We start from the raw sequence: 17,615 nt of genomic DNA on the forward strand, positions 1-17,615 counted from the left end.
AGCCCCACGACGATGACAACAAAAACAACAACGTTCGACCCCAGCTGCGCATTGGCCCGACCGAAGAACCACCGGGCCATCGCCGCTATCTGCCTGGGCAATGCCCTGGAGTTCTACGACTTCCTGGTCTACAGCATGCTGGCGACGCTGATGGCCAGGCTGTTCTTTCCCTTCGGCGACCATCCGTTGATCCCGCTGATGCTGTCGTTGGCGGTATTCGGCACCGGCTTCGTCATGCGCCCGCTGGGTGGCCTGGTGATCGGCCTGTATGCCGACCGGGTCGGACGCAAGGCCGCCATGCGCCTGACCTTGTGGCTGATGGCGATCGGTTCGCTGCTGTTCACCGTCGCCCCGACCTATGCCCAGGCAGGCTTGCTCGGCCCCGCCATCGTCATCGCTGCGCGGTTGCTGCAAGGCTTCGCCGTCGGTGGCCAGATCGGTACCTCGACGACCATGCTGATGGAGTACGCCGACAAGCATACGCGCGGCTACTACTGCAGCTGGCAGACCTTCAGCCAGAGCCTGGGTATCCTCATCGGTGGCTTGATGGTCATGGGCCTGAGCAACCTGCTCAGTCCCGAGGCCATGGACAGCTGGGGGTGGCGCCTGGTGTTCGCCATGGGCATCCTGGGCATCCCGGTCAGTGAGTACATTCGCCATCGCCTGGAGGAAACCGCCGTCCATCGCCAGTCACTGCGCAGCAGGCCATCGCTGTCGCGCTCCGGGCAGTTGGCGTTGTTGCTGCAACACCCGCGGCAGTTGCTCGCCGGTGTCCTGCTGGTGGTCGGTGCCACGGTGCCGATCTACACCATCCAGTTCTACCTGGCCAACCATGCCGTCGGCGTGCTCGGCATGCCGCTGAGCGTCGGCGCCTGGGCAGCCATTTGCGCCTGCCTGCCGCCGCTGTTGCTGTCGGCCCACGCCGGGCGCCTGAGCGATCGCATCGGCCGGCGCAAGGCGATTTTCTGGCCACTGCCGGTGCTGCTGCTGGCGATCTACCCTGCGTTCCTGCTGATCAACCAACACCCGAGCATCAGCGTATTGCTGACCGTGGTGACCTTGCTGTGCATTCCCCTGACCTACACCATCGTGCCTAACCTGGCGATGCTGCCGGAGTTGTTCCCCACGCAGATCCGCGCCAGTGGCATGTCCCTGGCCTATTGCATTGGCGTGGCGCTGTTCGGCGGCTTCGCGCAGTTCTTCGCCGCCGGGCTGGTCAATCTCACCGGCAGCCCCAACGCCCCCGCCTGGTACATCTTCGCTGCCATCCTGCTGTCGCTGATCGGTTTGAAGCTGGCCCCCGAGACCGCTGGCAAAGACCTCGACTGAACCATCCTGCTCAAGGACGAGCACCACCCTCCCAGCTCATTTGCGGCGCGCCGTTGCGTCGTGCAACCGGCTGCGTGAAAAACAATAACAACAGGTAATACGACCATGTCTCGTCCCCACGCCACACTGCTCTGCGCCACCTTGCTCACCGGTCATTCGTCACTGCTGCTGGCCAGTGCCGAGGGTTTTGTAGAAGACAGCCGCCTGGAGCTGATCAACCGCAACTATTACTTCAACCGCGACCTGCGCAACGGCGCCAGCAACACCCAGGGGGTGAACCCGGCGCGGCCTGCCAGCGAACGCAACGGCTACCGCGAAGAATGGGCCCATGGCCTGATGCTGCGCTATGCCTCCGGATACACCCAGGGCACGCTGGGCCTGGGCGTGGATGCTCACGCCGACCTGGGCATCAAGCTCGACAGTGGCCCCGGTCGCACCGGCACTGCCCTACTGCCGATCAGCCACAACCGCCAGGCCGACGCCAAGGTCGAAGACAACTACAGCCAGGCGGGGGCCGCGCTCAAGGTGCGAGCGGGAGCCACTGAACTCAAGTGGGGTGAAATGCGCACGGCCACGCCTGTCTTCACCACCGCCGACAGCCGCCTGCTGCCAGAAATGGCCACCGGCCTGTACCTGCGCAGCGATGCACTGGACGCGGTTCAACTTGAAGCCGGTCACTTCACCGCCTACCACGAGTTTGCCTCCAGCAACAGCGACGACAGCCTGCGCACCCGTTACTCCGATGTCCCGGTACGCAGCCTGGATTTTCTCGGGGGCAGCTATCGCCTCAACGAGGCCCTGGGCCTCAAGCTGTTTTACGCCCGGGCACAGGACAACTGGCTGCAAAGCTACTTCAACCTCAACTACGACGTGCCCCTGGGCATGGGCCAGGGGCTGAACTTAGACACCCATGTGTACCGAAGCGATGCCACCGGCCGTGAGTTGTCAGGGCCGATCGATAACACCAGCTGGAGCCTGGCCGCGGCTTACCGGGTCGGCGCGCAGCGGTTCACCCTCGCCTGGCAGCAGATCGATGGCGACACGCCGTTCGACTATGTCGGCGGTTTGTCGATCGATCTGGCCAACTCGGTACAACTCTCCGACTTCAACGCGCCGGGGATGAAATCGCAACAGGCGCGCTACGACCTCGACCTGGCAGCGCTGGGTATCCCCGGCCTGAACTTCATGACCCGCTACGTTACCGGCCGCGGCGCCAGCGACAGTGGCTGGACGCCGGGGGCGCACTTCGCGGGTGGCCCGGCTTCGACCTATGGAATGTATGACGGTGCGCGCTGGCATGAGCTGGATGTCGACGTGCGCTACGTGGTGCAGCAAGGTTGGGCCAGGGGCATGCTATTGCGCACGCGGTTTGCCGTGTATCGCGGCAACGTTGAGGCGCAGGCAGATCTGCAGGACATCAATGAAGTGCGGGTGATCGTGGAGCATCCGCTTGATTTGCTGTAGGGCTGCGGCAGTGGTTTGAGGTGCAAGACAAGATTAGTACGATAACCCGAAGGGAGTACATTTGTACTCTTCAGCTATTTGAAGCCCTCGGGTCGAGTGATCTAGCCCTTGCCCCTGCCCTTGTTCAGGCCATATAACCACTGACACCATCCCACAAAAGCTTCACGGCTGTGACCACCAGCAGACCGTAACAGGCGCGATACATCTGCCGTTGATCCAGTCTTGCGTGCAGCCGCCAGCCCAGCCAGACACCGCTGGGAATGGCGAGCAGGCAGATCATCATCAGACTCAGCCCGTTACCTGTGGGCTTGGCCAGCAGCAGCCAGGGCAAAGCCTTGAGCAGATTGCCCACGGTGAAAAACATACTGGTGGTGCCGGCATAAACCTGTTTGCTCAAGCCAAGTGGCAACAGATACATCGCCAAGGGTGGCCCGCCTGAGTGCGCGACCATGGTCGTGATGCCCGAGGTGACGCCCGCCGCCACCGCCTTGGCCGATGACCGCGGGCGCACCCTGACTTCCCCGCCGGACTTGAACCAGAGGCCGACAAAGGTCAGGGTGACCACTGCCATCGCAATGGCGACTGCGTGCTGGTCCAGCACGCGAAAGAGTCCATAACCCACGCCGATGCCGACGACCAGGCCCGGCACCAGCAATCTCAGGTCCGGTTTGGACCACGTGGCCGCTTTCCAGTAGCGCAGGCTGAACAGGTCCATGGCAATGAACAGCGGCGCGAGCAGCCCACCGGCAGTGATCGGGTCCATGACCAGTGACAGCAGCGGGATGCCGACAATGGCAAAGCCGCCGCCGAATGCGCCTTTCATGAAACAGATCAAGAACACCCCGGCGAATGTGACAAGGAGTGTGGCCGCAGTCAGTTCCAGCTCCAAGAGGTTGTCTCCTTGTGCTTTCGAGGTTTACGAAGGTCCAGGCGTGGGCCCGGCGCCGGGTCAGCTTGCAGAAGCCCGTGCAGCCGGCACTTGCCACCCTCCTCCCAGTGCCTTGTAGATCGCGACGATGCCGCGATACAGCTCAATCTCTCCTTGGGCCTGGGCATCATCGGCACTCAACTGCTCGCGTTGTGCATCGAGCAGTACCAGGTAATCCACTGTCCCTTCCCGGTATTGAATCGAGGCCAGGGTGGCGGCGCTGCGGCTCGATTCGGCCTGTTTTATCAATGAAGCCAGTCGTTGCTGGCGTTTGCCATAATCGCTGAACGCATTTTCCGCCTCTTCCAGGGCCAGCAGCACCTGTTGCTCATAGGTCGCCAGGGCGCCTTGCGCTTGCGCATTGGCACCGCGAAGCCGGGCGCGGACGCTGCCCAGGTCGAACGCAGGCCAGGTAATGCTCGGCCCCAATGCCCAGGCCGCTGCATTGCCCGAGCCCAATTGCGAACCGCGCGCTGCGGTAAAGCCCAGGAAGCCACTCAAACTGATCCGCGGGAACAGGTCGGCGGTGGCGACGCCGACGTCCGCCGTGGCCGCGGCCAGCTGACGTTCAGCGCTGCGGATATCAGGTCGGCGCCGCAGCAGCTCGCCGGGATCGCCAATCGGCAAGGCCTTGGCAATGGCTGGCAGTTGCGCGGGACGCAGGTCGACGCTCAATTGCTCCGGGCGCTCGCCCAGCAGTGTGGCAATGCGGTTACGTTCGCGCACCTGCTCGGCCTGTAGCTGCGGCAGCGTGGCTTCCACGGCCGCCACACGTGCATCGGCGCGCACGACATCCAGGTCGTTGCCTACGCCGGCTTCGCGTCGGGTAAGGGTCAGGCTGCGCGAATCGTTCTGGTTTTGCAGGTTCTCCAGGGCAATTCGCTCCCGCAGTTGCGCGCCGCGCAGTTGCCCATAGGCGTCGACCAGCTCGGCAATCAGGGTGACCTGCAATTGATACAGATCCTCTCGCACGGCGTCCTCGCGTGCATCGCTCGCCTCCAGTTCGCGGCGGATACGGCCGAACAAGTCGATTTCCCAGGCCATGTCCAGGCCCAGGTCATAGCGCTCGATGTTGACCCTTTTCTCGCTCAGGCCAGGCACCTGGGCCTTGCCCAGGTCGCTGCTGACGCGGCTGGTGACCACCGGCAGCTGGTCATTGGCGACATCGTCGCGAATGGCCCTGGCGGCCTGCAGGCGTGCAAACGCCACGCGCAGGTCGCGGTTGCCCTGCAATGATTTGCCTACCAACTGGTTGAGGACCGGGTCGTCGAATTGCTGCCACCAGACAGCGTCGAACCGGGTGCGGTCGTACCTGGCCGTGGCGGACTGCGCGCTGGCCGAATCAATCCTTGCCGTTGCGATTTCAGGTGCCTGGTAATCAGGCCCCACCGTGCAGGCAGCCAGCGCCACAGCCAGCAGGCCTGGCAGCGCAAGATTCAGGGCGTTCATCAATGCACCTCCGGCTCAGCGCTCAAACGTGCGTGGGCGCGGGCCGCTTTGCGCGCCTGCAAGCGCTCGACATAACGGCGAATCAACACGAAGAACACCGGCGTCAGCAACAAGCCGAAAAAGGTCACCCCAAGCATGCCGGAGAACACCGCCACACCCATGGCATGACGCATTTCCGCACCGGCACCGGAGGAGAATACCAGCGGCACCACACCCATGATGAAGGCGATCGAGGTCATCAGGATCGGCCGCAGGCGCAGACGGCAAGCTTCCAGCACCGCGGCCAGCGGATCGAATCCTTCGGCCTGTTTGTCCTTGGCGAACTCGACGATCAGGATCGCGTTCTTGCACGCCAGCCCCACCAGTACGATCAAGCCGATCTGGGTAAAGATGTTGTTGTCACTGCCGGCCAGGATCACCCCGGTGATCGCCGAGAGCAGCGTCATCGGTACGATCAGGATCACCGCCAGCGGCAGGCTCCAGCTTTCGTACTGGGCGGCCAGCACCAGGAAGGCCAGCAATACGCACAGCGGGAAGACGAACAGCGCGGTGTTGCCCGCCAGGATCTGCTGGTAGGTCAGGTCGGTCCACTCATAGGTCATGCCGTTGGGCAGCTCGGCCTTGAGCAGTTTTTCCATCGCCGCTTGCGCTTGCCCCGAGCTGAAGCCGGCCCCGGGAGCACCATTGATCTCGGCAGTGACGAAGCCATTGTAGTGCTGGACCCGATCCGGCCCCGAGGTATCGCTGACCTTGATAAAGGTCGCCAGCGGAATCATCTCGCCCTGGTTGTTGCGCACCTTGAGCTGGCCGATCTGCTCGGGTTCCAGGCGGAATTGTTGTTCAGCCTGGACGTTGACCTGGTAGGTACGGCCAAAGCGGTTGAAGTCGTTGGCATACAGCGAGCCCAGGTACACCTGCAAGGTGTCGAAGATGTCATTGATGGCCACGCCATGGGTCCTGGCCTTTTCGCGATCGATGGCGGCATCGACCTGCGGCACGTTGACCGTATAGCTGGTGAACAACCTCGCCAGCTCCGGCATGCTGCGGCTCTTGGCAATGATGTTCTGGGTTTCCTTGTACAGCTCGTCATATCCCAGGTTGCCACGGTCTTCGATCTGCACCCGGAAGCCGCCGATGGTGCCCAGCCCATGTACCGGCGGCGGCGGGAATACGGCCGTATAGGCTTCCTGGATTTCACCGAACTTGCTGTTCAACCCCGCAGCGATAGCCGGCGCCGATAGACTGGCGTCCTTGCGCTCATCGAAAGGTTTCAGGCCGATGAACACCACGCCATTGTTCGGGCTGTTGGTAAAACCATTGATCGACAGGCCCGGGAACGCCACCGCACTGACCGCACCGGGTTGCTTGAGGGCAATCTCGCTCATGCGTCCGATCACCTCCTGCGTGCGGTCCAGGCTGGCGGCATCGGGCAGCTGGGCGAAGGTCACCAGATACTGCTTGTCCTGGGTCGGCACGAAGCCGGTCGGCGTGGTGGCAAAGCCAAAATAGGTCAACACCATCAGCCCGCCGTACACCAGCAAGGCGATACCGCTGCTGCGAATGATCCGTGCCACCGTACCCACATAGCCGAGGCTGGCACGCTCGAAAAGACGATTGAATGGCCGGAACAGCCAGGCGCCGAAGAGCGTGTCGAGCATTTTCGAAAAGCGGTCTTTAGGCGCATCGTGACCGCGTAGCAGCACGGCCGCCAGCGCCGGCGACAGGGTCAGCGAATTGAACGCCGAGATCACGGTGGAGATGGCGATGGTCAGGGCGAACTGCTTGTAGAACTGCCCGGTAAGGCCCGAGATGAACGCGGCCGGTACGAACACCGCACACAGCACCAGCGCCGTGGCAATGATCGGCCCGGTGACCTCGCCCATGGCCTTGCGCGTTGCGTCCACGGGTTTGAGCCCCAGCGCGATATTACGCTCGACGTTTTCCACCACGACGATGGCGTCATCGACAACGATACCGATGGCCAGCACCAGGCCGAACAGCGATAGCGCATTGAGCGAGAAATCGAACAGGTGCATGACTGCAAAGGTGCCGATCAGCGACACCGGTACCGCCACCAGGGGAATGATCGACGCGCGCCAGGTCTGCAGGAACACAATCACCACCAGCACGACCAGGACCAGGGCCTCGAACAGAGTGTGCACCACCGCTTCGATCGAGCTGCGCACGAAGATGGTCGGGTCGTAGACGATGCTGTAGTCCATGCCTTCGGGGAAGTCCTTCTTCAGCTCGGCCATTTTCGCCCGAACCTGGTTGGACACCTCGATGGCGTTGGAACCTGGACGCTGGAAGATCGGCATGGCCACCGCCTGCTCGTTGTTCAACAGCGAGCGCAAGGCGTAGCCACTGGACCCGAGTTCAATCCGGGCGATGTCTTTCAGGCGGGTGATTTCGCCATTCTCACCGGCACGGATGATGATGTTCTCGAATTCTTCCTCGTTTGCCAGGCGGCCCTGGGTGTTGATCGACAGCTGGAAACTGGTGGCCGCAGGCGATGGCGGTGCCCCCAACTGCCCCGCCGCCACCTGGCGGTTCTGCTCGCGAATGGCCTTGACCACATCGGTAGCGGTCAGATTGCGCGAGGCGGTCTTGTTCGGGTCCAGCCAGACGCGCATCGAGTATTCGCCCAGGCCCCAGACTTTGACATCGCCGATGCCGCCCAGCCGGGACAGTTCGTCCTTGACGTTCAGGGTCGCGTAGTTGGACAGGTACAGCATGTCGTAGCGCTGGTCGGGTGAGGTCAGGTGCACGACCATGGTCAACTCGGGCGAGGCCTTGTCGACGGTAATGCCGATGCGCGTCACTTCTTGAGGCAGCTTGGGTTCGGTGCGGGTTACGCGGTTCTGCACCTGCACCTGGGCGTTGTCCAGGTCGGTGCCCAGGGCGAAGGTGATGGTCAGCGTCAGCTTGCCGTCCGCCGTGGATTGCGAGGACATGTAGAGCATGTTCTCCACGCCGGTGATGGCTTGTTCCAGCGGTGCGGCGACCGTTTCGCCGATGACCTTGGGGTTGGCGCCCGGGAAGCTGGCACGTACGACCACGGTGGGCGGCACGACTTCCGGGTACTCGCTGATGGGCAGCTGGAACAGGGAAATGGCACCGGCGATCAGAATCATCAGCGACAGCACGGCGGCGAAAATCGGCCGCTGGATGAAAAACTGGGAAAATTTCATGTCGGTCCCCCTCAGCCACGTGGTGACGCGTTACTGGCAACCTTGGGTTGCACAGCGAAGGTTTTGCCTGGCGAATTGCCGGCTTCCAGCACCTGGCGTTGCCTGGCCAACGCCGCCAGGGTCTGCTCGCTGGCCATCGGCGCTTCTTGCGCATCGACCGCAGCCCCCGGACGTACCCGTTGCAAGCCGGCGACGACGATGCGCTCGCCCTTTTGCAGGCCACTGCGCACGATGCGCAGGCCCTCAAGCTTTGGCCCCAGTTCGACGGGGCGGTAGGTCGTGGTGTTGTGCGCGTCGACGATCAGCACGAACTTCTTGCCAAGGTCGGTACCGACGGCTTCGTCCTTGATCAGGATGGCCTGGTAATTGCCGCTGCCCACCAGTTTGAGCCGGGCATACAGACCCGGAGTGAAGTTGCCATCGCGATTGTCGAACACCGCACGGCCACGGATGGTGCCGGTCTTGGGATTGACCTGGTTGTCGACGAAGTTCATCTGGCCCAGGTGCGGGTTGCCGGATTCACTGGACAAGCCCATGTACACCGGCGTGGTCTGCCCACGCTGACCGTCGCGGCTAAGTTGGTTGTACTTGAGGTACACACGTTCATCGACGTCGAAGTAGGCGTAGACCTGGTCGGTCGAGACCACGCTGGTGAGCGCGGTCTGGTCGGCGCGGGCAAGGTTGCCGGCGGTGATTTCGGCGCGGCTTGCGCGGCCGCTGATCGGTGCGGTAACGCGGGTAAAGCTCAGGTTCAGGCGCGCCAGGTCCAGTTGTGCCTGAACGCTGGCGACGCTGGCGCGCGCCTCCTCGGCAAGCGTGCTGCGCGACTCGGCCAGTTCCGCCGAGATCGCATTGCTGGCCCGCAGGCGTTCGCCCCGCTGCGCCTCATTGCTGGTACGCACAACCGTGGCCCGGGCTTGTTGCAGCTGGGCTTCCAGGCGATGGACCTCGGCCTCGAATGGCCGAGGGTCGATCTGGAACAGCAGGTCGCCTTTGCTGACCTGGGCTCCCTCGGTAAACGCCACGCGGTCGATCTGTCCTGAAACCCTTGGGCGCACGATGACGGTTTGCGGCGCTTCAAGGCGACCGGTGAACTCATCCCATTCGGTGATGGGTTGCTCGAGCACTGTCGCGGCAGTGACCTTCGCTGCCGCAGGCGCGGTTGGCGACGCACTTTGCGGGGTTCGATCACAGGCAGCCAGGGCGATCAATCCAGCGGCCAGGGCTGAATAGCGCAAGCGCTTGAGGGATTTGTCCATTGGGCTCACCGATTGTTGTTTTAGAGTGCGCTCAGCGTGTGCCTGCAAGGGCTGCAGCACCAATCGACCGGAACGAAACTTACTATCACCAATCATGATAGTCATCATAATTAGGCACGAGCAGAGGCTAGAAAGCCCGTTATAGAGGGATTCCAGTGTCTGATTTGCGTTGAACGAGCGATGCTGCCAGGGAAACGCACCCCTTGCTTTTATGATGATCGTCATTATTATTTTAAGGTCGTAGGCGATCCACGCGTCCTCTCCCGCAGCGACAGGAGCAGCAAAATGAAGGTCACCAAAGAAAAGGCGGCAAGCAACAAGGCGGCGATCCTCCAGGCCGCCGCCCACCTCTATCGGGAGCACGGTGTCGAGGGTGTCGGCATAGGCCAGCTCGCCCGTTCCGTCGGCCTCACCCATGGCGGGTTCTACGGACAGTTTCCTGGCGGCAAGGAGGAGTTGGCGGCAGCGGCTGTGCAACAGATGTTCGAGTCCGACCGATCGGCCTTCAAGCAGGCCACGACATTGACCGAGCTGGTTGAGGCCTATCTTTCCGAGCGGCATGTTGCCGGTGTCGGTACGGGGTGTCCGGTGCCCGCGTTGGCGGCCGATATCGCGCGTCAGACAGATACCGTGAAACAGCCCTTCACCGCAGGCATTCGCGCCATGCTGGCGACCATCGAGCGGGTCGACGGTGTCGAAAACGATGAGACCAGTCACTTGCGTGCCGCACAGATCCTGGCCTCCATGGTCGGCGCGGTGCTGCTGGCCCGAGCAGTCGACGATCCGCAGCTTGCCCGGCTTTTCCGTGAGGCCACGGCCGAGGCCTGGTGTTCATCAACCCCCTAAGGCACTGACAGGACGCTATAGATCTCGGAAACCACCTGCTCCGTTGCATCTTCGAGCGTTCCGTCATTACGGCATAACGCCCAGCCATGCTCTGCAATCGCCCGCTCGAACGCCTGGGTACAAGCGGCATGCTCCTCCAGCTTGTGCAGCACAGTACTGCTCAGCCCACGCGTACGCGCTGCTGCCCGCGCCCATGAAACATCAGGTGCGGTGACGACCCCGACATGCAGGTCCGGCACTTGCACATTTCGCTCGATGTTCAACTGCAGGATCTCGGCAAACGGGACTATCCGGCGAAACGCGGCTTCAGACGGGTACCAGCGATCGATCAGGATGATGCTGCCCGGGGGCTGTTTAGGCAGTATGTGGCGGGAAATCCAGGAGCGACTATCGGCAAAACGCTCACACACCCCCAACTCCAGGTCCCGGGAGGGATTCCGGACGAGTTTGTTGACGAGGGCCATGGTGTCCCCCCTGAAGGGATCGCTTTTCTTCTCGCAAAGCCGGATCACCTTTTTGTTGTCGGCCCTCAGTACTTTGGTAACGGCCTCCAACAGTGTGGTTTTGCCGGTGCCCTTGGGCCCATCTAATGAAACAAACAGCGGACGATTCATTGTTCAAATAACGCTTGAGAGACGGTTGTTGATGAGCAGGCTAACGGGCGACGCCCAGCATTGAGCTGTAACTCGACGGCGAGGCGCCCATCACTTTGCGAAACGCATTGCTCAGGTGGGCCTGGTCGAAGAAGCCCAACTCGACGGCGATGCGCGCAGGCGCGTCGCCAAGGCGCAGGCGCCGGCGTGCTTCGATCAGGCGCAACTGCTTGAAATACTGCATCGGGGGGAGGTTTTTCTCGGCCTTGAAGCTTCGCACCAGATGGAACCTGGACAGGTTCGCTTCGGCGCACAGGTCTTCAAGCTCGATCGCCTCGTACAGATTGGCCTTCATGAAACGGATCAAGTGTGCCACCCGCAACGGCTCGCCGCTGGTATCTGGCGTGCTCCGAAAACGCGCCAGCTCACTGAACAGCACCAGCAACGCCTCGTCACGGCTGCTGGAGTGCAGCTGCTCATGCAGGTCGAGGATCGAACCAAACAGCGCACTGTCGCGGATATTGCCCTCCTGAAACGCGGGCAGGCCATTGTCGTGCGTGGTCTGGTCGAGAATGCTGCGCACCTGTTGTTCATCCAGATGCAGGCTGATGAACTGTGCGCCCTCACCGCAGAACTCCGATGACTGCACGGTCATCGGGTTATACAGCGTTACCTCGCCCGACAACACCTCTTGCTGCCTGCCGTTATACCAGATCCGCTCTACCCCGCTAAGGTTTGCGCTGATCACATACTCTTCATGGGTATGCTTGGGGTAGCAGGCGCCACTGGCATTGACCTGCGAACATTCAATACGCCCGAACCGGGTCAGATTTTCCATTACCAGGGCCATCGGCCTAGCTCCTCGAACGAATCGGCGCTTAGGGGGAGACATGCCTTAACCGGAGTACCTGTCCATCAACGCCCCCATGCACGCCAGGTACTCGCCACGCCCCAGGTGCAGGATATGGTTGCCGGGGAACCAGTGCAACGCACTACCCGGCCAGTGCCGGTGCAGCAGCCGCAGGTGGCGCGGCAGGGTGATGCGATCGCCGGCACCGCCGATGATCAGCATGCGCTCGCCCTCCAGGCACGGGGCGTAGGTCAACGGATTGTGCACGGCCAGTAATCCACGCATCTCGGCCACGCCAATGCCCTGGCTACGCATCAGCCGGGAGAGCAACAGCCCCGTGGGCTGCCACTCAAGGAACACATCGACCGGGCTGACCGCGGGTACGATCGGGATGCAATAGGCCAGGCGCGGGTCAACGGCCGCCAGCAGCGCCGCGGTATAGCCGCCCAGGGAAATGCCCGTCACACCGATAGGCTCGACGCCGCGTCCCTGGAGATAATCGATGAACACCCGCAGGTCGTGGATCGCATGCAGCGGCGCCTCGTTGAAGGCCACCAGCCCACCGCCGAACAATCCCTGGCCGCTGAACCAGTCGCTGCGCTCTGCGCGCCGACCATGGTGCGGATAGGTGAACAGCAGAATGTCATAGCCGCGCCGATAGAAGCCGGCCAGCGACAGCGCATGGGCATTGAGCCAGTGCGGGTCGGCGGCGAAGCCGTGGATGACGATCAGCGTCGGTCGCGGCCGGTCGCCGTGGCACCAGTGCTGGGCATGGGCAAACCTATTGCGCTGCATGGCCTCGAACTGCGGGCGGGCGTAGGGATTGAGCGGTTTGAACGGACTGGCAAAGCGCAGTTGGAAACGACGGATGTCATTGCCGGGCAACGCGCGTTGTGAAATGGCGATGCCCTTCGGCGGCGCCTGGAATACCCGGGAGGCATCTTGCGCGCGTGCCAGCGGTTCGTAGAAGCGCAGCGCCTCGAACTCGCGCTGCACCCGGCCAGGTTTGCCGAGCGTGGCCAGCGCGCTCGCCGCCACCGTAGCCGCCAGAGAGGTGCGCATCACCCGTTCGATCGCGGCGCTGCCATGTATCTTCAGGCGATGCCTGGCATCGAGCTCGGTGCCATCGGCCTGCCGCCAGAAGTCCTCGGGCAAGCACTCCCACCAGGGCCTGGGTGAATCCCCCGGCCCTTTATCGTTCACGCACTGTTCTTTACGCCACACGCAAGATCCCCTCCCCGGACGGGGGCCAGCAGGTGCGCCCCGACGGTGCGCACGAGACCCTCCGATAGCGCCAGAGTAAAGCGGCGCCCTGCGCGCTTTCCCCCCCATTTGCAGGGGGACGGGGCAAAGGCAGATCGATGAATCTGCCCATCCACCTGCGCCACCACCTTGCGAGAACGTTAACGATGAGCAAACTCAGCGGGCAAGATGCCCTGTTCCTCAAAGTCGATCGTCCCCATGCCGCGTCGCACTGCACCATGATCTATATCTACGATCAGTCCACGGTAGAGGGGCAACGACTCGGCTTTCGGGAAATCGTCCAGCATATCTCGGACCGTCTCGACGTCTCGCCGGTGTTCAAGCGCAAGATCATCCAGGTGCCCTTTGGCCTGGGCTATCCCTACTGGGTGGACGACGATCTGTTCGACATCGACTTCCACGTGCGCCATTTCGCCCTGCCCAAGCCAGGCGACTGGCGCCAGTTCTGCATCCTGGTGTCACGCATCCATGCCCGCTCGGTAGACCTGGCCCGGGCCCCCTGGGAGATGTACGTGATCGAGGGGCTCGACAACATCGAGGGTATCCCCGAGGGCAGCTTCGCCATCCTGACCAAATCGCACCATGCCGCGATGGACGGCGCCGCAGCCGCGGAATTGACCTGGGCCTTGCACGATCTGGCTGGCGCGCAGGGCAAACCGGTCGCGGTGCTTGATAACACGCCGGCGGCAAGCAGCGCGCCGTCGCACTGGGGCATGCTCGACACGGTCGGCCGTATGTTCACCGACAACCTCACGGCCTCCGCCCGCATGGCCCTGCCCTTGGCCCGCGTGCTACCCAGGCTCGCCATTGCCAGTCTGCGTAAAGTGGCAAGCTCCGTGTTCAGCGCTGAAGGGGGCGCACCGCGCACACGTTTCAACAGCAACGTCACGTCCAGTCGGGTCTGGGATTCGGTCACCCTCGATCTGGGCGAAGTGAAAAAAATCAAGAACCTGGTGCCCGGGGCAACGGTCAACGATGCGGTCCTGGCCATGGTCGGTGGGGCGATGCGTCGCTACCTGATGGCAAAGGATGAACTGCCCGAGAAGTCGCTGGTGACCCTGGCACCGGTTAACACCCGCCAGGGCAATGAAGCTGTCGCTGCCGGCAACACCGTGTCGATGCTGACCTTCCCTCTGGGCACGGATATCGAAGATCCGCTCGCCCGGCTGCAAGCGCTGCAGGCCGCCACATCGCAATCCAAGGCGATCCAGAATGCGGTCGGTGCGAACGACCTGACCAACCTGCAGAAATTCGCACCGCCGGCGACCCTGGGGCTCGCCGGCCGCCTGGCGACGCTGATGGGCATGGGCGGCAAGGGCCCGGTGCTGCTGCACAACTGCATGGTGACCAACGTCCCGGGCCCCAATGTGCCGCTGTACATGCTCGGCGCCAGGCTCGTGTACTGGTGCGGTGTGGGGCCGCTGGTCGATGGCCTGTCGTTGATCTGGAACCCCACCAGCTACTGCGGGAAGATGTTCATCTCACTGACCAGCTCACCGAACGTCGTCCCCGACCCGGATTTTCTCGCGCAGTGCCTGAGGGACTCCTATGAGGAACTACAGGCAGTGGCGATCCAGGCAGCCAAGCCCGGTAAAACCAGGCGCGTTGCCCGAAAAACCGCCATACAGAAGGTCGACGAACAGTAGCGGCGCTAGCCGCGAGCGGTCGCCAAGGTCGCGTGAAGGCAAAGCAGGCCAACCGGGCCTGTTTTGCCGCACTGCCACTGCTGCACTGACGTATAATCCCGCCCCCCGAAAATACCGATGATGCTTTTGTATGAAGAAGCTGTTGTACGTCGTAACGCTATCCCTTGCTGCTGTTTCTCCTGCCTTCTCAAGCCCTCCCGCCACCTTCACCGAAGCCAAGGTCATCGCCAAGCAGAAGATCTACCTCGACCAGGCGAACAGCTCGATGGGCGAACTCTACTGCGGCTGCAAATGGACGTGGGTGGGTAAATCCGGCGGCCGGGTCGATGCCAAGTCTTGCGGGTATGAAACCCGCAAAGAGCAAACCCGTGCCGAGCGCACCGAGTGGGAACACATCGTGCCCGCCTGGACGTTCGGCCATCAACGTAAATGCTGGCAAAGCGGCGGCCGGGAACAATGTGTCGATACCGACCCGATATTCCGCGCCATGGAAGCCGACCTGTTCAATCTCTACCCCTCGGTGGGCGAAGTGAACGGCGATCGCAGCAATTTCAACTATGGCATGGTGTCAGGGGTTGCCCCTCAATACGGCCAGTGCACCACCAAGGTTGATTTCCAGCAGCGGGCAGCGGAACCTCGCGACGAGGTCAAAGGCCTCGTGGCGCGGACGACCTTCTACATGTTCGACCGCTACCAGCTGAACATGTCCAGGCAGCAGCAACAGCTACTCATGGCATGGGACAAGCAGCATCCGGTGACGGCCTGGGAGAAAGAGCGCGATCGCCGTATCGCTGCGGTCATGGGGCACTCCAACCCGTTCGTTACCGGTCAACGCAGCTGGACGAGCGGGTATAAGCCGGTCGGTGACGGTGTCGCCAGCGCTGCCCCGGCGCGCGCCCCACAACCTGCTGCAAAACCCACCCTGGCAAGTGCCTCCACCGCCACCGGCGTGGTCATCGGCAACCAGAAGAGCCACGTCTATCATCTGTCCAGTGGCTGCCCTGGCTATGCGCAGGTGTCGGCAAAAAACCAGGTGTCCTTCACCTCGGAAGCTGAGGCCCAGGCAGCAGGTTTCAGAAAAGCGGGTAATTGCAAATAGCGCCAGGCAGTGGACACTATCCATCTAAAGGCAGTGTCCACTCAGCCCCGGGCAGACCATCATGCAGAACATGCTCAACGCCGATCTCCAAGAACGCGCCATCATGCACGGCGGCAGCTTGCCGTGGATTCCCAGCCCTGCTCCGGGCGTTGAGCGGCGCCTGCTGTTTCGGGTCGGTGCTGAGCAGGCCAGGGCCACATCGCTGGTCCGCTACGCCCCCGGCAGTCGATTTTCCGCTCACTCGCACCCAGGCGGAGAAGAGTTCCTGGTACTGGCCGGTGTTTTTGAAGATGAAAACGGCAGCTACCCGAGCGGTACCTACGTGCGCAACCCGCCCGGGAGCAGCCACTCGCCAGCCTCTGCCCAGGGCTGCATCATCTTCGTCAGGCTGCGCCAGTTTCATTCGCAGGATAACGACCGTGTCGTCGTCCAGTTACCCGAAAGCGGCGACAAGCAACTGTGCTGCAATGAGCACGAAAGTGTCTGGCTCAAGGCGCTGTCGCCCGGGCAGTCCCTATCGGTAGGCAATGAGCGTGGGCTTGAGCTGTTTGTCGTGGACGGTGACATTCGAGGTGAGGGTTTCGAGCTAGGTCCGTGGGGCTGGATGAGACTGCCACCTTCTGCTCAATTGCACGCAGTCGCTGGTGAGGCCGGGGCCAGGATCTGGATCAAGGATGCGTCTCTGGAACTAGGATTCTAAAGGCGCTCAGCCCCGTGTTGAGCGTTGGCTGGCGTGCCAGACAGCTTGTGCTAGCGTTCTGAGGTCAATCCCTCCTTTGCGAGCCCGAGCCATGGATGAATCCATCGTTAGCATGACCACCACGAAGTTCAACGCGCTAGTCGCGCTTGTGCAACAGTACGGCGCCGCTTTCGCGGTGAAGATTCTCTCGGCCATCGCCTTCTGGATCGTCGGGCGCTGGTTGATCGGCTTTGCCGTCGGCATGGTGCAACGGGCGCTGACCAAGCAGAAGCTCGACCCGACCGTGCTGCGCTATGTCGGTTCGGTCATCACCGTGACGCTGAACATCATGCTGGTGATCGGCATCCTCGGTTACCTCGGCATGCAGACCACCACCTTCGCCGCGCTGCTCGCCGCGGTGGGCCTGGCCATCGGCATGGCCTGGTCGGGGCTGCTGGCCAACCTTGCGGCCGGTGCCTTTATTATCGTCCTGCGCCCGTTCAAGGTCGGTGACTTCATCTGCGCCGGCGGCGTGACCGGTACGGTCACCGAGATCGGCTTGTTCGCCACCGCGATCAACACCCCGGACAACGTGCTGACTCTGGTCGGCAACAACAAGATCTTCAGCGACAACATCCAGAACTTCACCCACAACCCGTTCCGCCGTGTCGAGCTCAAGGCGCAGTTGTCCGGCGCGGCCGACTGGAAGGCCGCCGCGGCGTTGCTCAAGCAGCACATCGCGACGCTGCCCAACGTGCTCGCCGAGCCTGGGGTGGATGTGGAGATCCTCGAGTTCAACCTGGTCGGCCCGGTGCTGGCGGTGCGCCCGTACTGCCATAACGAGCACTATTGGCAGGTCTATTTCGACACCAACCGCACTATCAAGGATGCCCTCGGCGATGCCGGCTTCCCGGCCCCGATGCCGGCGCAGACAGTGATCGTCCAGCAGCAGGCCAACTGATCGGCAGCGCCTTGACGGCGTCTGCGGTACGAAGTGTTCCGCGGGCACGTCGAGGCAC

The 17,615-nt window shown here is 62.5% G+C and carries 14 protein-coding genes; 7 read left to right on the top strand and 7 right to left on the bottom strand.

What is annotated here, in order from left to right; genetic code table 11:
• Positions 1–12 precede the first annotated feature (12 nt).
• Together M2D63_RS07540 and M2D63_RS07545 are read left to right on the top strand one after the other, a co-directional pair.
• Positions 13–1,329, top strand: a complete 1,317-nt coding sequence (locus M2D63_RS07540; RefSeq protein WP_285862222.1) for an MFS transporter — start codon at positions 13–15, stop codon at positions 1,327–1,329.
• A 105-nt stretch (positions 1,330–1,434) separates the two neighbouring features.
• A complete protein-coding gene (locus M2D63_RS07545) occupies positions 1,435–2,793 on the top strand; it encodes an OprD family porin (protein ID WP_285862223.1) in 1,359 nt (452 codons plus the stop codon).
• A gap of 124 nt (positions 2,794–2,917) precedes the next feature.
• Here the strand turns inward: M2D63_RS07545 and M2D63_RS07550 are convergent, their stop codons facing one another.
• From M2D63_RS07550 to M2D63_RS07565, 4 genes are read right to left on the bottom strand one after another with little or no spacing between them, the layout of a single operon-like run.
• Positions 2,918–3,682, bottom strand: coding sequence for a sulfite exporter TauE/SafE family protein (locus M2D63_RS07550; RefSeq protein ID WP_285862224.1), 765 nt, complete (start codon positions 3,680–3,682; stop codon positions 2,918–2,920).
• 60 nt (positions 3,683–3,742) lie between these two features.
• Positions 3,743–5,170: an efflux transporter outer membrane subunit gene (locus M2D63_RS07555; RefSeq protein ID WP_285862225.1), complete on the bottom strand. Its 1,428-nt coding sequence runs from the start codon at positions 5,168–5,170 to the stop codon at positions 3,743–3,745.
• On the bottom strand, positions 5,170–8,361 hold the full coding sequence (locus tag M2D63_RS07560; RefSeq protein WP_285862226.1) for an efflux RND transporter permease subunit: 3,192 nt from the start codon (positions 8,359–8,361) through the stop codon (positions 5,170–5,172). Before M2D63_RS07560 ends, M2D63_RS07555 begins: the two co-directional genes overlap by 1 nt.
• Before the next feature lie 11 nt (positions 8,362–8,372).
• The gene (locus tag M2D63_RS07565; RefSeq protein ID WP_285862227.1) at positions 8,373–9,620 is read right to left on the bottom strand and encodes an efflux RND transporter periplasmic adaptor subunit; all 1,248 of its coding nucleotides are present in this window, start codon (positions 9,618–9,620) and stop codon (positions 8,373–8,375) included.
• Between the two features lie 285 nt (positions 9,621–9,905).
• Here M2D63_RS07565 and M2D63_RS07570 point away from each other — a divergent pair, with 285 nt between their 5' ends.
• The gene (locus M2D63_RS07570) at positions 9,906–10,466 is read left to right on the top strand and encodes a TetR/AcrR family transcriptional regulator (protein ID WP_285862228.1); all 561 of its coding nucleotides are present in this window, start codon (positions 9,906–9,908) and stop codon (positions 10,464–10,466) included.
• On the opposite strand, the gene M2D63_RS07575 is transcribed toward M2D63_RS07570, so the two are convergent.
• Genes M2D63_RS07575 through M2D63_RS07585 form a run of 3 tightly spaced genes read right to left on the bottom strand, consistent with a single transcriptional unit; the run spans position 10,463 to position 13,112 of the window.
• A complete protein-coding gene (locus M2D63_RS07575; RefSeq protein ID WP_285862229.1) occupies positions 10,463–11,080 on the bottom strand; it encodes a dTMP kinase in 618 nt (205 codons plus the stop codon). The genes M2D63_RS07570 and M2D63_RS07575 overlap by 4 nt on opposite strands.
• A 40-nt stretch (positions 11,081–11,120) precedes the next feature.
• Positions 11,121–11,909: an AraC family transcriptional regulator gene (locus M2D63_RS07580; RefSeq protein ID WP_285862230.1), complete on the bottom strand. Its 789-nt coding sequence runs from the start codon at positions 11,907–11,909 to the stop codon at positions 11,121–11,123.
• Positions 11,910–11,954: 45 nt separating this feature from the next.
• Positions 11,955–13,112, bottom strand: coding sequence for a S9 family peptidase (locus tag M2D63_RS07585; protein WP_285862231.1), 1,158 nt, complete (start codon positions 13,110–13,112; stop codon positions 11,955–11,957).
• A 158-nt stretch (positions 13,113–13,270) separates the two neighbouring features.
• On the opposite strand from M2D63_RS07585, the gene M2D63_RS07590 reads away from it, so the two are divergent.
• From M2D63_RS07590 to M2D63_RS07605, 4 genes are all read left to right on the top strand, one after another.
• A complete protein-coding gene (locus M2D63_RS07590; RefSeq protein ID WP_285862232.1) occupies positions 13,271–14,818 on the top strand; it encodes a wax ester/triacylglycerol synthase family O-acyltransferase in 1,548 nt (515 codons plus the stop codon).
• A 130-nt stretch (positions 14,819–14,948) separates the two neighbouring features.
• The gene (locus tag M2D63_RS07595; protein WP_285862233.1) at positions 14,949–15,917 is read left to right on the top strand and encodes an endonuclease; all 969 of its coding nucleotides are present in this window, start codon (positions 14,949–14,951) and stop codon (positions 15,915–15,917) included.
• Between the two features lie 61 nt (positions 15,918–15,978).
• Complete coding sequence (locus tag M2D63_RS07600) at positions 15,979–16,617, top strand: cupin domain-containing protein (protein WP_285862234.1); 639 nt, start codon at positions 15,979–15,981, stop codon at positions 16,615–16,617.
• A gap of 91 nt (positions 16,618–16,708) precedes the next feature.
• Positions 16,709–17,557: a mechanosensitive ion channel family protein gene (locus M2D63_RS07605; RefSeq protein ID WP_285862235.1), complete on the top strand. Its 849-nt coding sequence runs from the start codon at positions 16,709–16,711 to the stop codon at positions 17,555–17,557.
• Positions 17,558–17,615: the final 58 nt, after the last annotated feature.

Origin of the sequence: Pseudomonas sp. BJa5 (genome assembly GCF_030272875.2) — a bacterium.
GTDB lineage: Bacteria > Pseudomonadota > Gammaproteobacteria > Pseudomonadales > Pseudomonadaceae > Aquipseudomonas.

Excerpts from the sequence above, each read along its gene's own strand:
- M2D63_RS07590 (WP_285862232.1), top strand. The coding sequence starts at position 13,271 with ATGAATCTGCCCATCCACCTGCGCCACCACCTTGCGAGAACGTTAACG.
- M2D63_RS07555 (WP_285862225.1), bottom strand. The coding sequence starts at position 5,170 with ATGAACGCCCTGAATCTTGCGCTGCCAGGCCTGCTGGCTGTGGCGCTG.
- M2D63_RS07540 (WP_285862222.1), top strand. The coding sequence starts at position 13 with ATGACAACAAAAACAACAACGTTCGACCCCAGCTGCGCATTGGCCCGA.
- M2D63_RS07560 (WP_285862226.1), bottom strand. The coding sequence starts at position 8,361 with ATGAAATTTTCCCAGTTTTTCATCCAGCGGCCGATTTTCGCCGCCGTG.
- M2D63_RS07565 (WP_285862227.1), bottom strand. The coding sequence starts at position 9,620 with ATGGACAAATCCCTCAAGCGCTTGCGCTATTCAGCCCTGGCCGCTGGA.
- M2D63_RS07570 (WP_285862228.1), top strand. The coding sequence starts at position 9,906 with ATGAAGGTCACCAAAGAAAAGGCGGCAAGCAACAAGGCGGCGATCCTC.
- M2D63_RS07575 (WP_285862229.1), bottom strand. The coding sequence starts at position 11,080 with ATGAATCGTCCGCTGTTTGTTTCATTAGATGGGCCCAAGGGCACCGGC.
- M2D63_RS07580 (WP_285862230.1), bottom strand. The coding sequence starts at position 11,909 with ATGGCCCTGGTAATGGAAAATCTGACCCGGTTCGGGCGTATTGAATGT.
- M2D63_RS07545 (WP_285862223.1), top strand. The coding sequence starts at position 1,435 with ATGTCTCGTCCCCACGCCACACTGCTCTGCGCCACCTTGCTCACCGGT.
- M2D63_RS07595 (WP_285862233.1), top strand. The coding sequence starts at position 14,949 with ATGAAGAAGCTGTTGTACGTCGTAACGCTATCCCTTGCTGCTGTTTCT.
- M2D63_RS07600 (WP_285862234.1), top strand. The coding sequence starts at position 15,979 with ATGCAGAACATGCTCAACGCCGATCTCCAAGAACGCGCCATCATGCAC.
- M2D63_RS07605 (WP_285862235.1), top strand. The coding sequence starts at position 16,709 with ATGGATGAATCCATCGTTAGCATGACCACCACGAAGTTCAACGCGCTA.